The sequence below is a fragment of the Paenarthrobacter sp. UW852 genome, from assembly GCF_024608385.1.
GTDB lineage: Bacteria > Actinomycetota > Actinomycetes > Actinomycetales > Micrococcaceae > Arthrobacter.
The window spans coordinates 207,863-234,074 of record NZ_JAMSGY010000008.1 but is presented as its reverse complement, the minus strand read 5'-3'; the positions used below and the strand labels follow the sequence as shown (position 1 = coordinate 234,074).

The window sequence follows — 26,212 nt, the reverse complement described above, 5'->3', positions numbered from 1 at the left end:
GGGGACGGTGACGGTGACTGCACGTGCGGTGACGGATTATGTTCTGGCTGCCGGCGCGACCGCGTCGTGGACGGGGACGTTCAAGTCGACCCCGTTGGTGGTGACGCCTGCTGCTGTGGTTTTTACGGATAGGGACGGCACGAAGGACGACGCCTATACGGTTCCTGCTACGACAGGGGTTGAGTATTTGGTCGGGGGGAAGGTTGTTGCTGCGGGGTCGTATCCGGGTTCGGGGACGGTGACGGTGACTGCACGTGCGGTGACGGATTATGTTCTGGCACCCGGTGCAACGGCTTCCTGGACGGGAACGTTCAAGGCGACGTCTGCGGTGTCGTTTGCTGATGTGGCTGCCGGCGCCCAGTTCCATGAAGAGATTTCCTGGCTTGCTGAGCAGGGTATCTCCACGGGGTGGGTTGAGGCTAATGGTTCCCGGACGTTCCGGCCGTTGCAGGCTGTGAATCGTGATGCGATGGCTGCGTTTATGTACCGGTTGGCTGGTTCGCCGGCGTTCCAGCCACCTGCTAAGTCTCCGTTTGCTGATGTGACTCCCTCTACGCAGTTCTACAAGGAGATCACGTGGCTCGCGTCGAAGGGTATCTCCACGGGGTGGGTTGAGTCGAACGGGACCAAGACGTTCCGTCCGGTGCAGCCGGTGAATAGAGATGCGATGGCTGCGTTCATGTACCGCTTCGCTGGCTCGCCCGCGTTCACCTCCTCTGCGGCATTTACGGATGTCCCTGCTGGTGCGCAGTTCCGGAAGGAAATCAGCTGGTTGGCCGGTTCAGGTATCTCCACGGGATGGACCGAAGCCAACGGGTCTAAAACATATCGGCCGCTCCAGCCCGTGAATCGCGATGCGATGGCCGCATTCATGTACAGGTACAACCAGAAGTACGGACAACTGTAAGCACAAGGATTAGTTCAAAGGAGCGGGAGGTTAGATTTTTCTGACCTCCCGTTCTAATGTCTCTCGACGGAAGAAGTACTTTATCTGCGGTCGTAACTTAAGAGATTTGCCCCTTCATAATTCCCCAGTTGAAAGGTCCCTTACAAAGCTGGGGTAGTGTGTCGCTTGGCCACTAATCGGTAGCCATCAATGGGGGCGGGTTTTCCGCCAATCAGCGCGGAAAGCAGACTTTAGTGCGCAATAAACATCGAAGAAACAGACTTTTTGTTCCGGGAGTGAGCCTTGCTCTCTCTGTGCTCATGCTGACCGGCCTTGTACAGGCCCAAGCTTCTCCAGCTGCGGCCCAGGCGTCGCTCACCGGCGTTGCTGCAACTGTAGCTACCCAACCCGCGGACACCGCCATCCAAGACACGTCTCAGGATTTCAAGCCACCAGTGACGTCGCCGTTTGCGGATATCGCCACGTCGCAGCAGTTCTATAAGGAAATGGCATGGTTGGCCTCTGCGCGAGTCAGTACTGGTTGGACCGAAGCGAACGGGACCAAAACCTACCGCGCCCTCTTGCCCGTTAACAGGGATGCGATGGCTGCATTCATGTACCGCCTTTCAGGGAGCCCCGGATTTATCCCGCCAAAGGTCTCGCCATTTGCCGACGTGAGCACCTCACAGCAGTTTTACAAGGAAATGGCCTGGCTGGCATCAACCGGCATCAGTACCGGTTGGACGGAAGCAAACGGAACCAAAACGTACCGGGCAACCCAGCCAGTCAACCGGGATGCCATGGCAGCATTCCTTTACCGGCTAGCTGGTAGCCCGGACTACACCGCACCAGCAGCAACGCCGTTTGCTGACATCACCAAGTCGCAGCAGTTCTACAAAGAAATGACGTGGTTGTCCCAAAGGGGAATCAGCACGGGTTGGAATGAGTCCAATGGCACCAAGTCCTACCGTGCGCTGCAGTCGGTGAACCGCGATGCAATGGCGGCATTCATGTACAGATTCCAGCAATTCAAGAGCCCGTTGACCATCACGAATGAACAACTGATGGAGGGCATTGCCGGGGTCAAGTACCTTGACCAACTCAAGGGAGCCGGAGGATTCGGAGAGCTTGCGTGGAAAGCGCAAGGTCTCCCACAGGGACTTAGCATCGCACCCAATGGGGCAATATCCGGGTTGCCTACCGTCACGGGTCCCAGCTCGGTCACCGTAACGGCGACGGACTCATCCGGCATGACTGTATCGCGTACGCTGACCCTCGACGTACCTCAGTCGGCTCCGCAGGAATGCATCGGAAAGCCATGTGAAGTCGTAGTTCCAAAGCAGGACACCATCCACGTCCCAGGCAACAACATCGTTGCAATTACAAGGGACCCCGCCACCAAGAAGATCACATCGATCGAACTGACAGACATCGTTGTGGCTCAGGGGCAGGTCCTGACGCTGGCCCCCTGGGCCAACGTCGAGTCCGGAGCAGTCCTTATTGCAGATGACGTGAGCGTTACGACGGCCGGCACCAAGCTAATCAAGACCTCACCCGGCAATCTTTCCTCGGCCTATTCCGAAGGAACTGTTCACTTCACCACAACGGGCGCGTCCGCCCAACAGGCTGAGACGCCGCCGGTTCTGGCTACGCCCCAGGAATCTCTGAACGCGGTCAAACCGAAAATGGAATGTGATCGCGGAGCCACCGCAGACCTGAAGGGATTGTCCCTTACCCCCGATCTGGAGCCTTCTGTCTACGCTGAGTGGGGTTGGTTTGGTCTTCACCTCATGCAGGCGAACATTGACGGATCAATAACCGTCAACATGGGCGCAGCAGTTTCAGGCGAAGGCAAATGCACTATGACGGTGCCTGAAGTGAAGGTAACTGTCCCCTCAGGTGCAGGCGCGATTGTCATGGCCGCCCAGCCGAGCATCACGTTCGAAGTAACCGGCAAGTTGGATATCAGCGCCTCTGTTGTACTGAAATGTGGCACCTCGTACCAGTGGAGGGACCAGCAGGAAAGCCGCTCAGCGTCATGCAGCACCGAACATGAACCTCTTGCGCTCTCCAGTGATTCAGGCATCGATGCGACCCTCACGGGCGCCTTGGATACCCGCATCACATGGATGGACATCGTTGGAATCACAGGCAAGATCGAAGCTTCCTTGGAGGCCGGCTTCCACCCCACCGAGGATCCGATGGCTGAGCTCAAAGCGTCAGCCGGCGTTGAACTGGGTGCTTGTGCGTTCTGCTTCTGGGAGGATTCACCGGCGAAATTGACGGTGTACTCAGGCACCATATTCGAGAAGACCATCGCAACGTGGGCCGCGAAGCCGCAGCCGCCTGGCGCTCCGGAGCCTGAAGTAGCTCCGAAGATTGAGCCGCTGAAGATCCTTACCACGCGCCTGCCTGGAGCTGTCCTCGGCAAGCAGTACAAGATTGGGATTGGAGCCATTGGAGGCGTAGCACCGTACGCGTGGAAGATATCCAAGGGAAGCCTGCCCGCGGGCCTTTCGTTGAACGCCGTAACTGGCGTCGTCAGCGGAACTCCGTCGGCTGCCGGCACAACACCTATGACGTTCAGCGTGACCGACAGTCGGGGCATATCTGCAGCTGCGGCATTGTCCCTGGTGGTGAACCCTAAACCTGTGCGAGGCAACAAGGTCCTTGTGTACGGCTCTACCGACGAAGGTTATGGGGTGGCTAACGTCGCTCAAACCCTCCGGGCCGCCGGAGCGGACGTTGTAATTTCCAAGACACTTCCCGCAGAATTGGGCACCTACAAATCCATCTGGAACCCGTCATACAACGGATGGACCGCAGCAGAGGAACAGCAGGTTGCCGGCTACATTATCGACGGCGGCGCGGCTTACCTTACGGGCGAACGGCCTTGTTGTGAGGAAGTGAACGACACAGTGCAACGGGTCTTGCGACAGGTGCTCGTGGATCAGGATGTGGTGGTGGGTAGGCAAGGTGACGTTGACGGTCCCTACACATTCAATCCGGCAGCAACCAACCAGATCTCAAAGGCACCGAATGTTCTGTCCGCCTTCGAACCCCTTGCCCCGGGAGCAATCAGCGGGCTTGGGGGAGTCGATGCACGGAACGTCTTCGCCCGGAGCGATAGCACTGTTGTGGGCGGCGTCTGGTCAGAGGCGGATATGAAGTCCAAGCGAGGCCGAGTGGTAGTTCTCATGGATATCAACTACCTCGAGTACGACACAAGGGCGCCGATTCTGCAGAACGTGCAGAACTTCCTTTCCAAGACGCCTTAATGGCTATTCGCTGGTAGTTTCAGCACCCTGAGAAGGCATGACCTCGCCAGTTGCGGGGTCATGCCTTCTTTCGTTGGCTGGTGCGTTTCTGCTGACCGTAGGCTGACCCGGTAGGCTGGAATCTGTTTTTTGTGATCTAACACCGGGGAATCGTGCGAGTTGTAGTTCTGGGAGATATTGGCCAATCCGTCTATCACGTGGGCGATGAGGCGATGGCCCACGCGGTGGTGGATGAACTGCAGGCCCGGGGAGTTTCGGACATCGTCCTGCTTTCCCGCAACCCTGAACAGAGCGCACGCCTCTATGACACATCTGCGGTGAAGACCCTGGAGTTTCCCTGGCCTCCACACCGGCGCGAGACATACCTAAAGGAAATCCGCGCCGTTTTGGCTGGCGACTTGGACGCTCTCCCGGCAGACGACCAAGTGCATGCGCTTATCAAGACCGTTGGCGAGTCCGACGGCGTGGTCATTGCCGGCGGCGGCAACATGAATTCCCCCTACGGTTGGTTGCTATATGAGCGTGCTGCACTTGGCGCCATAGCAGAGTCGTTGGGAAAGCCTCTCGTTATCTCCGGGCAAACAGTCGGCCCCGTTCTTACCGGTCCGGACTACGACACGGCTATTGAACTCTTCCGGTCCGCCGCGCTGGCAAGCGTGCGTGAGAGCACGTCGCTGGAAATGCTGAATGAAGCCGGCCTCCAGACCGGCTTGACTTTGGACGATGCAAGCTTCCTCAAAGCGAGCCCCGAGGGCGCGGGCTACCTATCGGCGGAACCGTCGTACCAGCCGAAGCCTGGACGTCCCTATCTGGTCGCCAGCTTCGCGCCAGGGACCGGCGCCATGGACAGAAACGATTTCAACCAACGGGTTGCCGACATTCTGGACAGGATTGCGGGACCGGGCAGCCTTGATGTTGTCATGATTCCGCACATGTCCCGTCCGGGGAACCGCGACATCGACATCGAGACTCACGCGGACATCCAGCGCAGGATGCGGGCTAAGAACGTCACCGTGTGTGGACAGTTCACTGCCGAGGAAGCGGCCACCCTGACAACACAGGCTGAGTTCGTGGTCGCCAGCCGCTATCACCCCATCGTCTTTGCGCTCGGAGCGGGCGTTCCTTGCGTCGCCCTGGCCGTGGATTATTACGGAGAGGTTCGCCTCGGCGGCGCCTTGGCGAACTGGGGCCTGGGCCACACGATGCGGTCGCTCCGGCATGTAGTCACTCCTGAATTCAATGAGTTCGTGGACGAACTGTGGCGTCGTCGCCGTGACATCAGGGATTACCTGAACACCATTAGCCCATCACAAGCCGACTTCCAAAGTGCTTGGTGGGACACCGTCGTCGAAACCTTGAAGGGAGCGACACCGGTCGCTCCGATTCTTGACATCCCCGAACCGATTTTCCCGGAGCTTCACTCTGGTGAACACCCCGAAGCAGCGAAGCTCACGGCCAACAACGAGGCACATATCGGGCACCAGTCCGTGGAGCTCTACCGACTGACGCACGCTCTGGAGGACACCACGGGAACCCTGGCCGCGGCTGAGGCCGAGCGTGAGCGTTTAAGGCAAGCGTTGGAAGACATGTCCTCGGCAATATCTGCTGTGGAACGCGAGGTTGAGTCCCTGCAGGGCCGGCTGGGCAACCTTAATTCCTCGATGTTGGTGCGGATAGGCCGCCGGTTGGGCCTGCTTCGCGCTTAGGCATCTTAGCGGTGGCTTCCTAGGCCGAATCCCTGTTGAACTGAGTGCTCGGCGCGCTGTGGAGTCAAGTCATAAACGGCGTTCGTTGCCTTCCGCGGCCTCCGGCTTGTTACATTCTTCTCAGTCTGCGTCCGCAGGCAATATGGGGGGCGGCGCGCTGTCGTGGCCCGGGGAAAAGGGTCTTCAATGTTCAAACGGAACAGAACATGGCGGCTGACTACCGCCACACTTGGAATTCTGGTAGCACTCATTTTCGGCGGGGTTGTATCAACCCCTGCGATGGCGGCTCAGACGGCCTCCATCAGTGGAACGATCTCCGCGCCAGCTGGAACGGACCTCAAGGGTTTTTTCATCTCGGCCAAAATCCAGGACGGCAATGCTGAAAGGGTCTACGGAACTATAAACCCAGATGGAAGTTATGCGATTACCGGCCTGCCGGCAGGAACGTACGAGGTCTTGGTCTACGGCTCCGACGAATTTCTCCAGAACAGCAAGGTTGCTGCTGTGGCCGACGGACAAGCCCTCAACGGAATCGATTTTTTGATGGTTAAGGGCGCCTTCATCAAAGGCAAGGTGGCAGTTCCGGCTGGAGTGAATTCAACGGAGGTCCTGGTCACGGCCTTCGACACTAAGAACGGCAAAACGGGCCCAGCGGACAAGTCATTCTTCGTTGGAAGCGATGGCCAGTACACCTTATGGGGCCTCCCGGCGGGCACATACAAGGTTCGCTTTAGTCACAATGCCATCAATAACCGCACGTTGGCCACGCAGTGGTACACAAACAAGTCTAGTTACGAAGCGGCGACAGCCGTTCAGCTGAGGGCTGGTCAGACTGCTGACGGGATAGACGCCACTATGGTGGTTGGCGCCAAAATCAGCGGAAAGATCACTGGGCCGGATGCATCCTTACTGCCGCATATCTGTGTAGGCGCTTTTCCCGAGGACGTGCCTTTACCAGCGATCAACTCAGTTCCCGAAGAACCTGCAAGTGTTCAGCCCTTGGCGGCAGTGGGCTGGTCATGCCCGAACTATTGGTTCGCCAACGTAGTTTCCTGGACGTACCCGGCGCCCGATGGAACCTACACGATTCCGGCACTGCCAAGCGGGAAATACAAGGTTGTTGCCCTTCCGACGAAGACCTTCGAAGGGGCTACCACCACTCCCGTTCCTTTTGCCGCCAAGTGGTACGCGAATAAACTGCTCCGAAGTTCTGCGACGTTGACGTCGGTGACAATGCCACAAAACCTTACGGGAGTAGATTTCGCCCTGGCGAAGTTCAGTTCGTTCAAGGACGTGGCCGTGGGCGCGCAGTTCTTTGACGACATCACATGGCTGGGAACAACTGGAGTCAGTACCGGCTACGCCAACGGCGACGGCACCTTCAACTATTCACCCCTCAGTTCCGTGAATAGGGATGCCATGGCGGCTTTCATGTACCGGTTGGCAGGGTCCCCGTCGTTTACTCCACCCACGGTTTCCCCGTTCATTGACCTTGCTCCCAGCAGTCAGTTCTACAAAGAAATCACATGGCTGGCAGCGCAAAATATTAGTACCGGTTGGACTGAGCCGGGCAACACAAAGTCCTTCCGGCCACTCCAGGCCGTAAATCGTGATGCCATGGCCGCCTTTCTCTACCGGTTTGCCGGTAGCCCAGCATTCACTCCGCCCGCGGTGTCTCCTTTCGCAGACGTAGCCACCGACAACCAGTTCTATAAGCAGATCACCTGGTTGGCCGGTACGGGTATCAGCACGGGGTGGGCCCAATCAGATGGCACGAAGCTTTTCCAGCCCGTGTCGCCTGTCGCTCGTGATGCCATGGCAGCGTTCATGCACCGCTACCAGTACTTGGATAGCCCGGAACTAAGAATCCCCTAGCGGAGATCCATGTGGCCGGAGGGCACGCGAAGGCGTTGTCCTCGGCCACATGGGTTTTTTGGCTGTCAGCCTCCCCGACCGCAGCAAGCCGTTCTGCTGTTTCACAGCTTCCCGTGGGTAGAGTAGAGGCCTGAACATCGCCGGATTGCATTGGATACGGAGAACGCATTGTCAGCTTGGCTAGAACTCGGACCGGACAACTACGTCTTGAAAACCGAGGGTTCGTTACTCAATACCGGGCTCGTGGTGGGCTCCGAGCTCGCTATGGTCATCGACACCGGCTGCGGCCCGCGCCAAGGCCGCGAGATCCTTAATGCCGTGCGGGAAAAGACCCAGCTGCCGCTGGTAGTGGTGAACACCCACGCCCACTACGACCACTTCTTTGGGAATGCAGTTTTTGCGGACGACGGCGTTACGGAGTTTTGGGCCCACGCCAACTGCGCGGCGGCCATTGAAAAAGACGCCGACAATCAACGCCGATTTGTCGCCACAAACGAACCGGAGATGGCAGCAGGGGAGGGGGACGCCGTCGAGGTCGTTGTCCCTAATGCACTTGTTCATGACCAGCCCGTGCTAGTTGACCTCGGTGGGATCACTGCGACGCTGTTCTACTTGGGCAGGGCCCACACGGATGGTGATTTGCTGGTAGGCACCAGCTCGACGTTGTATGTTGGCGACGTTGTGGAACAAGGCGCCCACCCGTCCTTCGAGGATTCATACCCGGAAGAGTGGGCGGACGCCTTGCGTCACATATCTGCGCTGCGGCACCGATACGAACACCTGGTTCCGGGCCACGGTGAGCCCGCGAGCGACCAGTTCGTCAAAACCATGGCCAACACCATGAGCACCGCCGTACGGCAGGCCACCCAGTCGATTCGTGACATGCCCTCGGACGCAACCAAAGCCATCCCCGTCCTGCCGTATGGTCCGGAACAATCCCGCTGGTTCATCAAGCGGCTGCAGGAGACCAACGCTGCGGGCCGTAATACTCTGGGTACCCCTGACTTCGGACCAGGAAAAACAGGCTCATACCCTTCCTGAGATAGCGCGTAGCCAATCTAGCGATAGAAGGAACGGTCCGTCACCTTGGTTGGTGACGGACCGTTCCTCGTTTTCGCTCCAGTAGCTATGGGTCTTTGGCGACTACATACGCCTAGAGTGCGACTCCCGTGCTGGAATAACCCACCCAGGCAGCCCGGACTTCAGGACTTCGACACGGAGCGCCGTGGTCGATACCCGATAGGCGCCGTTGACCAAGCGCTTATCCTGCCCGTTCAAGGTAGTCTTGCCAACCGAACCAACCAACGGCACTGAGAGATCCAGCGCCGTATTAGCGCCCGGGTTGGCCCCGACCGCGATGCCCAGAACCTTCAAGTCAGCAATGGTCGTCGTGTTCGTTCCAGCGTATGCGTCCGCGGTGTCCTTATCTGCAGAACTCTCTGACGAGATGGCGCCGGCAATGATCAACCCGCCCAAGAGGTTGGCTCCGTTGATGGTCGATTTGCTTTCGATCCGCTTTCCCGTGGCGGTCAGCAAGGTCTTGACACTGGTTGACGCCGCGCCCACATTTCCCACGGCAGGGACGGTTAGTTAGTGCCGCAGCGGTGCTTGATGACGTCTTTTCCTGTGGCACCGGTGCAACTGATGCTTGAACTCGCTGTAGGACCAGACGTCAGAGTCTTGTCGGCATTGAAAATGTAAGAACCATACGCGGTGCCGGAAAATCCGGTGGTTACCTGAGCTGGTGTAGTGGCTGCAAGAGCCGGCGAGACCGGCCCGGCAAGTGCGAGTGCTAACGCCCCCATTAATGCGACGTGCGAACGCTTCATGCAGATATCTCCCCGGAATGTCTTACACGATCTCGTAAGGTGCTTACGATTGCGCTCACGGCACAGCCCCTAAGTAGGCTAAAACAATAAATTTGTCGAATTCGGCAAAGAGTTCGCTTCGTGTTTAACCGCGCTAGGTGCTGGTGCTGCGATCATGTGCGTGTCCAACCACGGATGTTTAAGATTTCTTTACTACCAGCCATGGACTAATTGGCTGGGTGCGTCCTAGGATGAAGGCGACCGTTGGTTCGCGACTACCTGGGGGTGTCGAGATGAAGGGTTCACGCGTTTTCCCGCGTGCTACCAGCATTCTCCGCTCTGTCATGGTCGCTGGAGCCGGCACCGCCATTTGGATGGCTCTCTCTGCAACCGCGGCAAGTGCCGACTCAGGCCAACAAGACAACCATTCACTTCTTGGCGAAGTCAGCTCAGCGGTGTCGTCAGTGACAGGCACTTTGGACAGCGCCACCGCAGAGGTGAATAAGTCCCCGGGTGCAACGGCGAAAGCCGCCCCTATCGCCGTCGGCTCGGTTGCGGAAGCAGTCACGCCGAAAACTTCACCGGCCACCATTAGCATTCCGGCGCCGAAAGTGCCGTTGGCCGCAGCCGTCAAAACCGTGATTCCGGAGAAATCCATTTCTGTTCACGTGCCTGCTGTGACGCCTATCGTGCAACAGGCTGGGTCATCACTGGATGGGATCATCAGGACGATCCCGGTGGCCAATCAACTCGTCCCCGGCGACACAACTGGCGGCATCGTTCACGCCGTGATTGTGCCGATCACGGGAAGTGTTGACGACGCAGCTGAGGTGCTCGTTCCACCTGTAAACGACGTTTTGAAGCCGGTCGAACTGGAACCCGTAACGGACGTAACTGCTCCGGTTCTTCAACCGATCGTCGATGCAGTGGACAACGTTCTTCCGACCAACGGAGCCGTCATTCCGCCCCTGCTAGGCGGCGTCGGTTCAGTTTTGCCAGGAAACCCAGCCGGAAGCATGGCACCGGACTCCGCTGCAAACCCAAGTTCCGACGTCGTTGCCCCACCGCCCGTAGGTACCGGAACACAAGTGGGGCTCCAAACATCAGCGCCCACTCCTCAGCCTGTTCGTGCTTCCGTCCCGGGGGCCGCAGGCATCCCACCGGTGTTGTCGATATCCCGCGTGTTCGATTCGGCGGGGAGTGTCCCAATCAGGGAGGGCCGGCAGTCCGCTGTGCATCCTGTAGCTCCTGCTGATCTGCCGCTTGATGTCGAAGCGGTACCCGCCGGGGTTGCTGGGGCCGGATCCAATAGCTCCCAAAATGGCCCACCAAGCCCCGCCGCTGCTTTCTTGCACGACGCAATGATTGTCCCCGTTGGCGCTCTACCTGGTCTTTCTGCGGCCGGCGATGAGCAGCATCCCGAGCCGGTTTGTTTTGACCCCGGCTCCTCTCCTGACTAGTTCCCGGACCTGGCCGCGCCACTCTTCGCGGCAGACGGCTGTAAGGACGTTCGTCAACGGACGTCTCTGGGAACAAGATCCTTCAGGAGAAGATCACAATGAACACGACCATTCGCAAATGCCTTATCGGCACATGCTTTGCCGGGGGCATGATTGTCCTCAGCGCCACCGCGGCAAACGCCGCGGACACCACCAGCGGCAAGGACGGAGTCCTTTCCGGAACGCAGGTGGCAGCGCCTATAACAGCACCAACCAATCTCAGCGCCACCTCGCTGGGACTGCTGGGAAACTCAGCAGCCACAAAAACCGCGCCGTCACACGCTGTAGGTTCCGGCGCAACACCCGCCGCCAACACCAGCGGCTCCAACAGCATCGGTTCCGGGACCCAAGTGGTCGCTCCGGTCACGGTGCCCATAAACCTGGGCTCGTCGTCAGTGGGTCTGCTGGGGGGTTCCACTGCGACGAGCTCAGCTACACCTGCCGCTCCGGCGGCAACAAGCTCGACGCCGGCAGCCAGCACCAGCGGAGCTGGCGCGATTGCGTCCGGCACCCAAGTGGTTGCACCGGTGACGGTTCCCATCACGGTGGGGTCGACGTCGGCCGGTGTCCTGGGGGACTCAACCGCCACCTCATCATCAGCTCCTGCCCCGGCAGCTTCGGCGCCAGCGCAGGCAACTACGTCGGGGGGAGAGAGTCTTGCGTCCGGCGCTCAGGTAGTGGCTCCGATATCGGTTCCTGTTAACGTCGGAGCCACTGCTGTGGGTGTCGGCGGTGATTCTTCCGCCACCTCCGGTTCCCCTGCTGGCACGACGCATGGTGGTTCGTCGTCGGGTGCGTCGAGGAGTGGCTCCGATGGTGTTGGTTCGGGGACGCAGGTTGTTGCTCCGGTGACGGTTCCGGTGAGCCTGGGTTCGACGTCGGTTGGTGTGTTGGGTGATTCTGCCGCCACCTCCGGTTCCACTGCTGGCAGGACGCCTGGTGGTTCGTCGTCGGGTGCGTCGACGAGTGGCTCGGATGGTGTTGGTTCGGGGACGCAGGTTGTTGCTCCGGTGACGGTTCCTGTGGGCTTGGGTTCGACGTCTGCTGGTGTGCTGGGCGACTCGACGGCCGCTTCCGGTTCGTCTGCTGGTGCTGCGCCTGGTGGTTCGTCGTCGGGCGCTTCGACGAGTGGGTCGGATGGTATTGGGTCGGGCACGCAGGTTATTGCTCCGATTACGGCTCCGGTGAGCTTGGGTTCGACGTCTGCTGGTGTGCTGGGTGATTCTTCAGCCACGGGTACGGGCACCACAGGCGGGACCGCGCCGGGCACGACCACCGGCGGTACCACCAATGGTTCTGGGGGCATCGGTTCGGGCACTCAGCTGATCATCCCCATTACGGCTCCCATCAGCACTGGTTCCACCTCGGTGGGCGTTGGGGGCGGTTCGGTAGGCACGGTCACCCCTCCGGTTGTCACCCCGCCTGTTGTGACCCCGCCTGTTGTGACCCCGCCTGTTGTGACTCCTCCGGTTGTGACTCCTCCGGTGGTTACCCCGCCTGTTGTTACCCCTCCGACGTCCGGTGGCCCCGATAACGGTGGAGAGAACACCTCGGGTACTCCGACAACCGGTATCAATACCGCCGGTCTCATCACCACCGGCAGCGCTGGCACCCAAGCCGGCAACGTCTTAGCCGCCGTTGTAACAAAGGGTGCGACGACCACCGCGGTTCCGACCGCCGTCGGAGGCCCAAGCGTGCTGGCTAAGACGGGCCTGAACGAGACTTTCGTTCTGTCAGCGGGAGCCATGCTCCTGATGGGCCTGTTCCTGGCTGCAGCTGGGCGTCGGAAGGCAGTAGCCAGCCGCCGGTAGTCTCGGACGATCCCGCTTCGCATGTGGGTGTTGCGGTTCCGGAGCCCGGAACCGCAACACCTCCGAGGTGGTCAGTGTGCAATCGCATTGGTGCGTGCATTGCGAAACGTCATGCTGGCCCGGCTTGCGGCTACCGCAGTCCTAGGATGAAAGGGATGACCAAAACCCAGACAAACCAAGCTTTCAGCCTGCGCAGCATCGCACTCCCGGCCTTCGGGCCCGCGCTGTTGTTTTGTATTGGCGAAGGTGCCGTCCTCCCGGTCATTGCTCTCTCTGCCCGCGACCTCGGCGCCTCCGTTGCAGTATCGGCGTTGGTCGTAACTCTCATTGGCATAGGCTCCTGGCTCTTCAACATCCCGGCGTCGATCATCACGGAGAAGTTCGGTGAACGATGGTCCATCGTTGGAGCCGGCGCTTTGGGCGCTATTGCCTTGGGCGCTTCAGCTTTCGCACCGCAGGTGGAGAACGGTCTCTGGTTGTTGGCAGTGTCCATGACGTTGGTGGGTATGTCGGCGAGCGTCTTCAACCTCGCCCGGCAAAAGTTTCTCACCGAAGCCGTGCCGGTCATCTTCCGGGCACGAGCCCTCTCCACCTTGGGCGGCGTGACCAGGATTGGTATCTTCATCGGGCCTTTCGTCGGCGCCGGCGTGATGCAGTTTGCCGGCATCAGTGGGGCTTACTGGGTGGGCTTCGCGGGCATGATGGCGGCCGCGGCCTTGTCGCTCACCATCCCGGACCTGGTCGCCCCTGAAACGTCAGACGGCGGCCCCCGCCCTCCGGCGTCGACGTTACGGAGCGTCGCGGTTTCGCACGCGGGCGTGTTCCTGACTGTCGGATTTGGGATCCTCTTGCTGAGCGCGTTGAGGGCATCACGACAAGTGGTTATCCCGCTGTGGGCGGATCACCTGGGGCTCGACGCCACACACGCGTCGCTGCTCTTCGGGCTCTCCGGGGCGATCGACATGCTGGTGTTCTATCCGGCGGGAAAGCTCATGGACAGGAAGGGCAGGCAATGGGTAGCTGTCCCGTCCACGCTGATCATGGGCACAGCGCTGATATTGATCCCCTTCACGGGCGGATTCGTATCCTTGCTGCTGGCAGCCCTGCTGATCGGATTTGGCAACGGCATCAGCTCGGGGCTGATCATGACGTTGGGTGCCGACTTCTCCCCGGATAACGGCCGCAGTCATTTTCTTGGCATTTGGAGGTTCATCGCAGATTCGGGGGCAACTGGGGGACCGGTGCTGCTGTCCGGGTTGACGGCCGCGGTGTCCTTGTCCGTCGGCGTCTGGGCCACCGGAATACTGGGGTTCGCAGCGGCGGCGGTCTTCGCCGTCGCGATTCCGAGGCTGAAGCACCGCCGGAACTACTAGTGAGGTCAGCGTTCGAACTGATTCAGGGCTGAACGGATGTGACGGCTAGACTACCGGGGTGCCAGATAACCAGCCCGCTGATACACCCGTCCCGACTTCCTTCCCGGACCTTCAAGCGTTCTTGTCGTCGGAAGAAGTGCCTGCGGGGCTGTTGGAAATTCAGCACCAGGGCTTGCCCATCGAGATCCTGAACCTACCCACAAACTCGGATACAACGCTCGTGTGTTTCCACGGCGCAGCTGAAAAGGATGTTCGTCTGCCGTGGTTCCTGGGTAAAGGCGTGACTTCCGGGCTGCCCGTTAACCGGATTTTCATTTCTGACCCCAGCCTTCGGAAATCTTCAGACCTCAATCTCGCGTGGTACGCGGGATCGAGCGAACAGCCAGACCTCCAGGAAACGTTGGCGGACGTCATCAGACGCATCCTCCGGGCGACGGGAGGGTATAACGTGATCTTTTTCGGCAGCTCTGGCGGCGGTTACGCCAGCCTGGCATTGTCGAGGTACTTCACGACGTCGCTTGCGCTGGCGGTCAATCCCCAGACTTCAATCTCACGTTTCTATCCTGGAGCTGTAGGGAGATACATGACCCATGCCTGGGAGATGGAAGGCCAAGACATGTCTGAGCTACCGGGAAGTGTGGCTCACGACCTACTACCCTCATATGCTGCGGGTTTTGGACACACTGTCGCCTTGATCCAGAACGCCAAAGATTGGTTCCATATCCAAAATCACCAGATCCCTTTCTTGGATGTCGTGGGCGAATCGGCGAACCTCTTTATGCTGATGGATCGGTGGGGACCTGACGCTGGCGACGGTCACACTCCACCACCAAAGGAGCTATTGAGGGCTTGCTTCGAGGAGTTGGCTGCGTGTCGGGGGGACTGGCCAGCGGGATTGTCAGCTTGTGGGTTCCAAACCGAAACCACCCGGCATGATGTGAAACGCCGTGTGGTGGACACCGCGCCGGCTCCTGTCAAATAGCTCGCATGTAGGGCTTTTACAACCGTTACAGGGTGCGCATGTTCCCCACATCGGTGTAATTCTCAGGAAATTCACAGAAACCTTGAATTAGTAGCTAGACTCGTGCTCGCCGCACTCAGGCGGCCAATTTTGCGCTCTTTGGGGGGCGTACTAAACAGAGGGCGCAGTTTATGCAGAACCGATGGGGAGCCCACGTGCGCTCTCGAATAATCCTTTTGGGCCTGATTTCCCTCGTCGGAGTTGGCTTACCGGCTGTTCCCGCCGCCGCCGATGATGCACCCGTGCCGGCGCTTAGCAGCGCCCCACGTGCCATGACCACTGACGCCAGTGTTGCTCCCACGGATCAGTTCATTGTGAAATTTGAAGAGCGGGCCGGCATTCAGTCGGCAGACCGGCAATCGGCCTTCGGGTCGGCGGCCGAAGCCGTGGGCATTTCGCTGGAGTCTGTGCGCACTACTGCTTCGGGTGAAGAGGTGGTCAAAACAAACCGCAAGCTCGGGGCGGACGAAGCGGGGGAGCTTGTTGCTGCCCTGGCTTCTAACCCGAACGTCGAGTACGCAGAGCCGGACGTCATGATGCGGCCCTTCGCTGTGGCCCCCAACGACTCTTATTACGATGTGCAGTGGCCGCATCGCGCATTGGGTGTCTTGGAAGCTTGGGACATTACCCGCGGTGCCAACAGTGTGGTCGCCGTCGTCGATACGGGAATCGTCAGCCACAGCGATCTTGATGCCAACATATTGCCCGGCTACGACATGATCAGCTCTGCCGAGAATGCCCGGGACGGCAACGGCCGCGACCCCTACCCACAGGACAAAGGTGACGCGCGGGCAGAAGGCCAGTGTGGTGAGGGAGTGCCGGCAGAGGTATCGTCCTGGCACGGTACACACGTTGCGGGCATTGTCGCAGCGGTTGCTGGAAATAATGAGGGCGTGGCCGGAGTGGCCCCGAAGTCCAAGGTAGTCCCCGTCAGGGCACTGGGTATTTGCGGCGGCTACAGTTCCGACATCGCGGACGCCTTGGTTTGGGGTGCCGGCGGGGCCGTCGCCGGTGTTCCCGCCAACGCCAACCCCGCTAAAGTCGTCAACCTCAGCCTGGGTGGTCGTGCGGCCTGCTCCACCACCTATCAGAAAGCCATTGATACTGCCCGAGGGTTGGGAGCAGTTGTAGTGGTGGCTGCCGGCAATGAAGGGATTGATGCCTCGCAGATCAGCCCGGCCAACTGCCGTGGCGTGATAACGGTGGGTGCCAGCACCACTTTCGAGGGCAAGGCGTATTACTCAAACTTCGGTCCGACCATTGATATTTCAGCGCCGGGCGGCGACATGCGAAACGCTCCCGTGGAGGGCGTGCTGTCCACAGGGAACACCGGCCTGGACGGGCCAGCGAAACAGGGCTACTACCTGATGCAGGGCACTTCGATGGCGGCGCCACATGTAGCCGCCACCGCAGCGTTGATGTTCTCTGCCAGGCCTTCGCTCAAGCCTGACGAACTGGAAGAACGGCTGAAAGCGACAGCCAAGCCGATGTACCAGTGTCTGACGGATTGCGGGGCGGGCCTTCTGGACGCCGCCGCCGCAACGCTCGACGTGTCGTTGGCGGACGCACCCATTACGCCGTCCACGCCGCAAATTGGTGGCAACTACTTCATGGTTGGATATGGCCTGTATGTCGAGCCGGGTGTGTGGAGCCCAAAGTTCCGCGTTGCGCTTTCCTACCAGTGGAATCGCGACGGGATCGCCATACCTGGGGCCACCTATAAGGAGTACTATCTGACGGCAGATGACGTTGGTACAAAAGTCACCGCCACTGTGACAGGCACAAAAACCAACTCTCCCACCATCTCGGTGACTTCCGCGCCGACGGTGACCATTCCGCTTGGAGATCTGGGAGCCGATTACCCAAGCATTAAGGGTCAGCCCTACGTGGGCAATACCATTACCGCCCAGCCGGGCGACTGGGGGCCAGCGCCTGTAGAGCTGAGCTATCAGTGGAGCCGTGCCGGTAGTCCGATCGCAGGAGCCACCAGTCCCCAATACACGTTGGTTAAGGCCGACGAAGGACAAACAGTTTCCGTGGCCATCACGGGCACCAAGCCAAAATACAATCCTTTCGTCCGGACCACAGGGGTGACAATCCTGGCCGCCAACAAAGTCCTCACTCCCGCTCCCGTAATCTTTGCTGACGGACCCTACATGGGCGGAGATACCTACACCATTCCTGCGTCGGCGGGTATTGAGTATCAACACTGGGGCGGCGGCGTTATTGCGCCTGGAACCCATATGGCGAGAGGCCCCGTGAGGATTTGGGCAAGTGCTAAACCCGGCTTCTTGATACTGGACGGGTCCACCACAGAGTGGGCTGCGACCTTCAGCGCCAAGGGGCCGGACTACACACCGCCGACGAAGTCGCCCTTCAAAGATGTCCTCACCGGCCAGCAGTTCTACAAGGAAATGGCATGGTTGGCCGACCGCAGGATTTCCACCGGCTGGGTGGAAGCGGACAAGAGCCTCACATACCGCCCTTTGACACCTATCAACCGTGATGCGATGGCTGCCTTCCTCTACCGAATGGCTGGTTCGCCTGCCTACACACCCCCGGCGAAGTCTCCGTTCAAGGATGTGCTGACCTCACAGCTTTTCTACAAGGAAATGGCATGGTTGGCTCAAAGCGGTATTTCCTCGGGCTGGACCGAAGCTGACGGCTCAAAGACGTATAGGCCGCTGGCTCCCATCAACCGCGACGCCATGGCAGCCTTCCTTTACCGGCTGGCTGGGTCACCCCAATATGGGCCGCCGTACACTTCACCGTTCCAGGATGTAGCTGTCAGTCAGCAGTTCTATACAGAGATGGCATGGCTGGCTGAGCAGAAGATCTCCTCCGGTTGGACGGACGCCTACGGTGGCCGGACCTATCGCCCGCTCTCACCCATTAACCGCGACGCCATGGCGGCGTTCCTCTACCGCATGCCGTAGGGCGAACCGCGAATATCAACCTGAGCCGGTTGCAGGAATACCTGCAGCCGGCCCGTGTCGCCAAAACGGTCAGCTCAAAGTCCCTCAGGAGATTCGCAGGAATCTCAAATTCTTGGCTAAACTCATTTTTGGCTGCGCTCGCGGCCATTTTTCAGCGCTCTTTGGGGGGCGTTTTGAGCAAAAGGGCGACTGTATATGCGTAACCAGCGGAAAGCCGTGGTTAGTTCTCGTTTAATCCTTCTCAGTGTCGTGGCCGTGGTGGGCGCAGCCCTGCCTGCACTCCCGGCCGCAGCTGTCGACACGCCTGCGCCGCCGCTTCCGAGCGCCGTGCCTCTGCCGGTGACATCAACCATTCCGGCAACTCCGACAGACCAGTTCATTGTGAAGTTCAAGGATCGCGCGGGGATCCAGTCCGTGGACCCGCAGAAGTCCTTCAATGAAGCCGCCGACTCTGTGGGCGTACCCGTCAAGAGCCTGCGGACCACCTCCACCGGGGAGGAAGTGGTCAAAACCGACCGTAAACTCGCAGCCCAGGAGGCAAGTGCGCTGGTGGCCACACTGGCCGCCGACCCGGCCGTGGAGTACGCCGAACCCGATGCCATTATGCAGACCTTGGCCACGGCGCCCAACGATACCTATTACAACCTCCAGTGGGGCCTTGGCGCGGGAACAGGGGGCATCAATGCTTTGGGGGCGTGGGATGTCAGCCGGGGCGAAGGCAGCACAGTCGCCGTCATCGACACCGGTATCCTGGACCACAGCGACCTGAACGCAAACGTCCTGCCCGGGTATGACATGATCTCCAACGCGACGACGGCCCGTGATGGCGATGGCCGCGACCCGAATCCCCGAGACGAAGGTGACGCAACCTCCGACAACCAGTGTGCAGCTGGGCGCGCAGGTGCCCGGTCGTCCTGGCATGGCACCCACGTCGCCGGCATCATCGCCGCAGTTGCCGGTAACAACAAGGGCGTAGCCGGCGTTGCTCCGAAGGCCAAGATCGTGCCCATCCGAGCCATTGGAACCTGCGGCGGTTACACGTCAGACATCGCAGACGGTATCAGGTGGGCAGCCGGTGGTGCGGTGCCCAGCGTCCCCGCGAACGCCAACCCTGCCCGTGTGATAAACCTCAGCGTGGGCGGCCGCGGGACCTGCTCAGCCACTTACCAGAATGCCTTGGACTTCGCCCGGAGCCAGGGTTCAGCCGTTGTGGTAGCTGCTGGCAACGAGAACGTTGACGCGTCCCTGGTCAGCCCGGCCAACTGCAACAACGTCATCACGGTTGGAGCAAGCACCCGGACCGCTGAGAGGGCCTACTACTCCAACTTTGGCGCGAACGTGGACGTCATGGCTCCCGGCGGAGACATGACGAAAGACGCACTGAACGGGATCGTGTCCACGCTCAACCAGGGTGCTGATACAGCCACCATCGAGGATTACTACCTGAAATCCGGTACTTCCATGGCGGCCCCCCACGTCGCAGCTGTTGCAGCGATGATGCTGGCCACGCTTCCCGCCCTCACACCGGCAGACGTCGAACAGCGCCTGAAGGCCAATGCCCGTCCGGTAGCAGGTTGCACAGGGTGCGGTTCGGGTCTGGTAGACGCCAACGCCACGGTGAAGCAGGTGGCCGCGGACGCAGCACCGATCGTTGCAGGAACCCCGACCATTGCCGGCGAGGCCGCAGTGGGCAAGACCCTGACCGCCGACCGCGGCACGTGGTCAAATGTGGACTCAGCGGAATGGACGTACCAGTGGAACCGTTGGGGCGCACCCATTGCCGGTGCCACTGACCCCACCTACACTTTGGTGGCAGACGACCACCAAGCTGCGATAACTGTGACGGTTACTGCCACTAAGTCCTATGTTCCGGCTGTGTCAGCTACTTCCGAACCCACAGCGCAGGTCACTCCAGGTACTTTGAGTGGCGTGGTTCCCCTTATTGTTGGCAATGCCTATGTCGGGAGCACCCTGACCGTCGATGCCGGAACCTGGGAACCAGCGCCCGTGGAATTGCGTTACAACTGGACGCGCCATAAGGCGGGTACCACGGGTGACAACGTTTCCAGCCTGCCGGAATACACACTCACAGGCGAGGACGTTGGTTCCACGCTGACGGTGGAAGTAACGGGCGTGAAGACGCCGTACTGGTTGCTGCAAATGACCAGCAAGCCCACGTCCACAGTTGTCGCCGCAGACAAAGCGGTGACCCCCGCGCCTGTCATCTTCAACGAAGAGCCATACATGGCCAATGACAGCTACACCATCCCGGAGTCGGAGTCAGTGAATTACCTGGTGGACGGTAAAACTGTCGTTGCCGGTACCCGCACTGCCCGCGGCCAGGTGAAGGTCACTGCCCAGCCGAAGGAAGGCTGGGCGCTGCTTAACGGCGCCACCTCCGAATGGAAGGCCTACTTCAGCAGCAAGGGCCCGGACTTCACTGCGCCGGCCGTTTCGCCATTCAAGGATGTCCTGACCACCCAGCAGTTCTATAAAGAAATGTCCTGGTTGGCGGATCGCAAAATCTCCACGGGCTGGGTTGAAGCGGACCAGTCGGTCACCTACAGGCCGGTAACACCCATCAACCGCGATGCCATGGCTGCGTTCCTGTATCGGATGGCTGGATCTCCCGATTACACGCCGCCCGCGCAGTCGCCGTTCAAGGATGTCCTGACCACCCAGCAGTTCTACAAGGAAATGTCCTGGCTTGCCGATAGTGGCATTTCGTCGGGTTGGACCGAATCGGACGGATCTCGGACTTACCGGCCGCTGAACCCCATCAACCGCGATGCGATGGCTGCCTTCCTTTACCGTTTGGCTAACAAACCGGATTATGAAGCTCCCACGACTCCGCCTTTCAGTGATCTTGACCCGAACCAGCAGTTCTACAAAGAGATGGTCTGGATGAAGGTCACCGGCATTTCGACAGGTTGGCAGATCGGCGAAGGCAACTTCGTCTATAAGGCTCTCGAGCCCATCAACCGCGACGCCATGGCGGCCTTCCTCTACCGCATGCCATAGCTAGCAGTCCTGACCACAGAGAACGGCCGCAGAACACCCCCATCAGGTTGCTCTGCGGCCGTTTGGCTTTCAAAGAGGCTCAGGAGCCCATCGCGACCGGACGGGGCGACTTCCACGCCCGGTCAGGAACGTTGCCTGTCACCAAAGCCACAGCAACTACAAGCAACACCAGTCCCCACGTCGCGTTGACTGTATCCAACGCTGTCCGCATCACCACGAAGGGCGGGATGATCGCCACTACGGTGCCCGTCAGGATGCGCCACATCGCGGGCCGGGCCGCACCTGGAGTGAGCGCGGTGCCGGCTAGCTCCAGCCGGACCAGTGGTGTGGACACCAGGAGCACAAGCGCCCATGCAGCCACGTAGAACAGGGGACGGCTCAACCACCACTCGGCGCTCGCCGGCTCGGGGAACGGAAGCCGGAGGAGCAGCGCGATGCCAAACATCGCGATGATCAGCGGGAGGTGCCACAGGTAGATGGTCATGGCCCTGCTGCCGACCACGAACATGGTCTTCTGCACCCAGCCGACCCTCACGAACCCCTGCAAAACGGGATACACGGCCTTGACCAGGAGGACATGGGCCAGACCCACAAGGATCAGCGGGAACATCGGCGGGTTTTGGTTGGTCAGCATGTCCACCGGGTACGGACCGGCGTGGGTCAGTGGAATCAGCGCAACGTAACAGGCCACAGCTCCCAGAATCAGCTTCCAGCGCGCAAATCGATCAAAGAATCCGTCCGCATAGAAGAACCCAAGTTGCTGCAGCAACCCCCAAACGAACACCATGTTCAGCAGCCCGATCGGATTTGAGTCGAAGCCCCAGGGATTGTGCTCCAAGCCCAGGCGAACAACATCGACGACGACGCCGCCCGCGGCCAGCGCCGCAATGGTCCGGTAGGGTGCCACGCTGTGGAGTTTGGCCATGGTGGGCACCATGGCTTGGCAGATGAGGTATGCGGCCAGGAACCACAATTGAACTCCGGCGCCCGCAGCGATAACCGTGAGCAGATCGCCGGGGACGCCGGCCGCCGTCGCACTCCACAACGCAACGGCGAGGAACGCGTACAAGGCAACCGTGGGGCGGACCAGCCGCAACACCCGGTTGCGGAGGTAGTCGCCTGCGTCACCGCCGCGGCGCTGAAGGCTTCGCCACGAAGTCAGTGACGCGAAGCCGCCCACCACGAAGAAGAGTGGCATGACCTGACCGAACCACGTCCCTTGGGCGAACCAGCTCAGGGACGTCAACGGATTTCCGACTCCAATGCCGGACCCGTCAACACTGATACCCATCATGAGCAAGTGGACAGCCACGACTGCGAACATGCACGCGACCCGGATGAGGTCCACAACCAGGTCCCGGGAATCGGGGATCGCAGTTGGCCCGGCGGAGGGTTGAGTCCGCAGCTTGGCGGTGGGGGTGGAAGACATGAAGGCTCCTCGGATCTTGCACTGTTATTCCAACGATTGGATTAATAGTAATGCAAGGAATCCGGGGATGCCATGGGTAGATCTGTCGACGCGGTGAAAGGGCTGGGAGCGGGCCTTTAGCTTTTGCGTGCCGCCAGGCCGAACAGCCAAGTGCCGCCCAGGGCCGAAAGGTAGCCGGCGATCACGATGAATGCGGTGCCGGCCCAGAAGTAGTCGACGGTACTGTCGGCGCTCAACCCGGGCATGACCTGCATCAAGGAGTAGCCGGCCACTGCGATGGCTATCAGCAGGGCGGCAACAGTGAGCCATACCCAGAGCCGGGAGGCTGCCCAGTGTTCGCCGTATCCCTTCCACGTGTTCCAGCTGCTGCCGGTCCGGAGGATGAGCCAGCCCGCCGGGAGCATTACAGCGCCCACCACCAGGAAGGCCGCAACGACGTCGGCCGGGCGATGCCACTGGTTGATGAGCGTCGAGACGCCGGTGGCAACTGCGAAGGTGCTGCCCAGGAAGCCTGCCAGCGGGCGCCAGCGCGGTGAGACCATGAGGAAGACGGCGGCCGCTGCGGAAGCGGCCAAGGTGGTGTGCCCCGAGGGGAGCGAGTTGAGCTCCAGCGTCTGCACGCCGCGGTCGGGCCTGTCTGGAATGAGGAATTTGAGGATCTGGGTGGCCGCGTTGGCTCCGATGCAGGCGACTACGGCGATTCCCGCAGCAGTCCACCGCCGCCGGGCTACCGTGACAAAGATGACCATGAGGGTGGCAATGGCCAGGGAGAGCATGGGGAGCATATCCAGCAGGCTGGTGGATGCGCGCCCCGCGTTTCCACCCAGCTCGGTTGCTTCGACCAATGCGGACTCATCAATGAACTGGCCCATGGTGGTGCGCACGAAGAAGTAGTAGGTCGCAGCAAGGCCTACGACGCTGGCGATGGTGGCCAGGATGAAAAGGAATCCTGTGCCGGAGCCGGCATCGCGTGCTTGGAGCGGCCGTTTGCTTGACCTCCCGCTTGTGCGGAATTGCTGGGAACTCATTCTCTCAAGACTGCCACAATTCGCTGGACGCCTCGTGTGAAGTGTGCACCGGCGCGGCGGGCCGACGTGAGACCCTTGCAACATTTCTGTGACGCTTGACACGTGTTAGGTGCCGAGCATAGTCTACCTAACACGTGTTAGGAAAGGGAATCTACATGTCGGGAACCAATGGGGCTTTGCGTCAATTCACACGCAGAAGTGCCCTCACAGCCCTCGGCGCCGGGATTGTTGGAGTAACTGCGGCGTCGTGGCCGCGACTCACAGGAGCAGACATTCCGGGCAGGGGAGACAACAGCCTCAGTATCGCCATCATGGGCACCGCCGCAGACGCCGCAGCCCGCCAGAAGGTCATCGACGCATTCGCCAAAGTCCACCCCGAAATCAAGGTCAAGGTCCAAGCCATCCAGGCCGTGGACTGGAAGGACTTCTTCACCAAGATCCTCACCATGGTGGCAGCGGGAACCCCGCCGGACGTGGTCTATGTGGCCACCGAAGGTGCCCAGCTGTTCGCGGAAAAACTGGCCCACCCGCTGGACGAATATCTTCGCCGCGACGCAACGGACATGAAGGAATACTTTGCGGACGTCCACCCCAGCCTGGTGGAAGCGTTCATGTACAAGGGCAGCCTGTTCCAGCTCCCCATCGACTGGAACGCCGCCAACATGTACTACAACACCACGGCGCTCACTAAAGCCGGACTCGAGCGGCCCGCCGACAACTGGACGCACACCGACTTCCGGAGCACCCTGGCCGCCATGAAGAAGGCCAACCCAAAGGACTTCACTCCTTACTACTGGACCAACCGTCTCTTCGGCGGAGTGGTGCCGTGGCTCTACGCCAACGACACCAGCTTCCTCAAAGAGACCAAGTCACCGGGCGGGGAGTGGTTCTGGGACGGCTTCTACGCCAACGACCCCACCCGTAGCCTCCGCTCCGGCGGCTACCAATGGCTCGAACCAAACGCCGACGATCCCCGGGTTTTCGAATCCTTCGACTACCTCCGCGGACTGGTCAAGGACGGACTCGGTGTTCGGCCCGAAGAAGGCGGCGGCAGTTCGCTCATCGGCCTCTTCGCCTCCAACAGGATAGGTACGACGCCGGCAGGCGGCTATTGGGTGCAAGGCCTCCACGAAGCGGGGATGACAGAGAACGACTTCGACGTCCAGTTCTTCCCGAAGTGGCGGTCCCAGCGGCACCAGTTCGGTACGGCCGGGTACGCGATCATGAAGACCGCCAAGGATAAGGACGCCGCCTGGGAATGGGTGAAGTTCAGCTCCAGCCTCGAAGCCATGCAGATCGTGTTCCCCACGCCCAACACCACTCCGGCCCGGCGCTCCATGGTCAACGAGCAGCTCTACTCGGGAACCGGGCCCCGGAATTGGAAAGTCTTCTACGACACCCTGGACCGTTTCCCCACCACAGGTCCCATTCCAGCGCCACCCCAGCAGGCCGCCGTCGAGACCGCCCTGATGAAAAACGTCAGCCTTGCCGTCAGCGGCGATGAGCGCCAACTCAAAGACGCCCTCAGCTCCATGCAACGCGACCTTGAACTTGCCTTGAGGAGGCAGCCATGAGCACCGCAACCAGCACGCCCACTGGGACGGGACGCGAACCAGGACGCAAAACAACCCACAAGCACAGCCAGCCGTCCAAGCGCGGCCGCGTCCAACAACGGTGGCTCCCGTGGGCCTTCCTTGCGCCAACGATCGTGGGCATGGGCATCTTCACCCTGCTTCCGATCATTGCCTCCATTGCGCTGGCGTTCTTTCGCTGGGACATCATCTCGGCACCGACGTTCGTGGGATTCGACAACTTTGCCGAAGTAGTCCAGGATCCCACCGTCCGCGTCTCATTCGTGAACACCATCGTGTTTGTGGTGGTGGCCGTGGCGCTGCAGCTGGGTTTGGCCCTCGGGCTTGCGATCATGGTGCAGGAGAAACTCCCGGCATGGCTCAGGGTGTTCTTCCGGTCCGCCTTCTTCTTCCCGCTGATCCTGTCCGCGGCGTCGGTCTCGATCTTCATGCGCTACCTCTTCAACGAGCAGTTCGGCGTCGTGAACTGGATGCTCTCGTTGATCGGAATCCCGGCAGTCCCGTGGCTGACGACGCCGGGAGGGTCGGCCGCCGTCGTCATCCTTGTCTACGTGTGGCAGAACTTCGGGTTCTCGTTCCTGCTGTTCATCGGCGGCCTGGCGTCGATTCCCGTGGAGACGTACGAGGCTGCGTCGATCGACGGTGCCACGGGTTGGCGCAAGCACTTCTACGTCACGCTTCCGCTCCTGAGTCCCACCACCCTGGTGGCCTCCGTCATGGCCATCATCAACGCCCTCCAAGTGTTCGACCAGCCCTACGTCCTCACCCGCGGTGGGCCCGGCGACTCGACGCGGACGGCGGTGATGGTGATTTTCGAGTCCGCGTTCCAGCGCCTCGAGTTCGGCCAGGCTTCAGCGATCGGCGTGATCCTGACGCTCATCATCATGGCCATCACCGCCGCGCAGTTCCGGCTCAGCAAACGATTCGTCTTCTACCAGTGAGGCCCGCC

General features: G+C 60.4%; 16 protein-coding genes. 13 read left to right on the top strand and 3 right to left on the bottom strand.

What is annotated here, in order from left to right; all coding sequences use genetic code 11:
- The first annotated feature begins 259 nt into the window (after positions 1–259).
- The 5 genes from NEK97_RS15485 (at position 260) to NEK97_RS15465 (ending at position 8,786) form a co-directional block, all read left to right on the top strand.
- Positions 260–907, top strand: a complete 648-nt coding sequence (locus NEK97_RS15485; protein WP_374111539.1) for an S-layer homology domain-containing protein — start codon at positions 260–262, stop codon at positions 905–907.
- Positions 908–1,206: 299 nt separating this feature from the next.
- Positions 1,207–4,164 carry an Ig domain-containing protein gene (locus tag NEK97_RS15480; RefSeq protein ID WP_257370699.1) on the top strand — a complete coding sequence of 986 codons (2,958 nt, stop codon included), beginning with the start codon at positions 1,207–1,209 and terminating at the stop codon, positions 4,162–4,164.
- Between the two features lie 152 nt (positions 4,165–4,316).
- Positions 4,317–5,870, top strand: a complete 1,554-nt coding sequence (locus tag NEK97_RS15475; protein ID WP_257370691.1) for a polysaccharide pyruvyl transferase family protein — start codon at positions 4,317–4,319, stop codon at positions 5,868–5,870.
- Positions 5,871–6,149: 279 nt separating this feature from the next.
- Positions 6,150–7,745, top strand: coding sequence for a carboxypeptidase-like regulatory domain-containing protein (locus NEK97_RS15470; RefSeq protein ID WP_257370690.1), 1,596 nt, complete (start codon positions 6,150–6,152; stop codon positions 7,743–7,745).
- 168 nt (positions 7,746–7,913) lie between these two features.
- Positions 7,914–8,786 (top strand): MBL fold metallo-hydrolase, encoded by an 873-nt coding sequence (locus tag NEK97_RS15465; RefSeq protein ID WP_257370689.1) that lies wholly within the window; start codon positions 7,914–7,916, stop codon positions 8,784–8,786.
- Between the two features lie 102 nt (positions 8,787–8,888).
- On the opposite strand, the gene NEK97_RS15460 is transcribed toward NEK97_RS15465, so the two are convergent.
- The gene (locus NEK97_RS15460; RefSeq protein WP_257370688.1) at positions 8,889–9,320 is read right to left on the bottom strand and encodes a choice-of-anchor P family protein; all 432 of its coding nucleotides are present in this window, start codon (positions 9,318–9,320) and stop codon (positions 8,889–8,891) included.
- Between the two features lie 709 nt (positions 9,321–10,029).
- Here NEK97_RS15460 and NEK97_RS15455 point away from each other — a divergent pair.
- The 6 genes from NEK97_RS15455 (at position 10,030) to NEK97_RS15430 (ending at position 21,214) form a co-directional block, all read left to right on the top strand.
- The gene (locus NEK97_RS15455) at positions 10,030–11,013 is read left to right on the top strand and encodes a hypothetical protein (protein WP_257370687.1); all 984 of its coding nucleotides are present in this window, start codon (positions 10,030–10,032) and stop codon (positions 11,011–11,013) included.
- Positions 11,014–11,111: 98 nt separating this feature from the next.
- Positions 11,112–12,863 (top strand): cell wall anchor protein, encoded by a 1,752-nt coding sequence (locus tag NEK97_RS15450; RefSeq protein ID WP_257370686.1) that lies wholly within the window; start codon positions 11,112–11,114, stop codon positions 12,861–12,863.
- Positions 12,864–13,018: 155 nt separating this feature from the next.
- Positions 13,019–14,236, top strand: a complete 1,218-nt coding sequence (locus tag NEK97_RS15445; protein WP_257370685.1) for an MFS transporter — start codon at positions 13,019–13,021, stop codon at positions 14,234–14,236.
- A 58-nt stretch (positions 14,237–14,294) separates the two neighbouring features.
- A complete protein-coding gene (locus NEK97_RS15440) occupies positions 14,295–15,218 on the top strand; it encodes a hypothetical protein (RefSeq protein ID WP_257370684.1) in 924 nt (307 codons plus the stop codon).
- Between the two features lie 170 nt (positions 15,219–15,388).
- On the top strand, positions 15,389–18,193 hold the full coding sequence (locus tag NEK97_RS15435) for a S8 family serine peptidase (protein ID WP_257370683.1): 2,805 nt from the start codon (positions 15,389–15,391) through the stop codon (positions 18,191–18,193).
- A 195-nt stretch (positions 18,194–18,388) separates the two neighbouring features.
- On the top strand, positions 18,389–21,214 hold the full coding sequence (locus tag NEK97_RS15430; RefSeq protein WP_257370682.1) for a S8 family serine peptidase: 2,826 nt from the start codon (positions 18,389–18,391) through the stop codon (positions 21,212–21,214).
- Between the two features lie 79 nt (positions 21,215–21,293).
- Here NEK97_RS15430 and NEK97_RS15425 read toward each other — a convergent pair whose 3' ends face one another.
- Together NEK97_RS15425 and NEK97_RS15420 are read right to left on the bottom strand one after the other, a co-directional pair.
- On the bottom strand, positions 21,294–22,643 hold the full coding sequence (locus tag NEK97_RS15425; RefSeq protein WP_257370681.1) for an acyltransferase: 1,350 nt from the start codon (positions 22,641–22,643) through the stop codon (positions 21,294–21,296).
- Positions 22,644–22,759: 116 nt separating this feature from the next.
- The gene (locus tag NEK97_RS15420; RefSeq protein WP_257370680.1) at positions 22,760–23,773 is read right to left on the bottom strand and encodes a phosphatase PAP2 family protein; all 1,014 of its coding nucleotides are present in this window, start codon (positions 23,771–23,773) and stop codon (positions 22,760–22,762) included.
- 53 nt (positions 23,774–23,826) lie between these two features.
- On the opposite strand from NEK97_RS15420, the gene NEK97_RS15415 reads away from it, so the two are divergent.
- Both NEK97_RS15415 and NEK97_RS15410 read left to right on the top strand, forming a co-directional pair.
- Positions 23,827–25,245: a sugar ABC transporter substrate-binding protein gene (locus tag NEK97_RS15415; RefSeq protein ID WP_257370679.1), complete on the top strand. Its 1,419-nt coding sequence runs from the start codon at positions 23,827–23,829 to the stop codon at positions 25,243–25,245.
- Entirely contained in the window at positions 25,242–26,204 is a 963-nt protein-coding gene (locus NEK97_RS15410; protein ID WP_257370678.1) for a carbohydrate ABC transporter permease, read from the top strand. The genes NEK97_RS15415 and NEK97_RS15410 overlap by 4 nt, the downstream gene beginning before the upstream one ends.
- Positions 26,205–26,212: the final 8 nt, after the last annotated feature.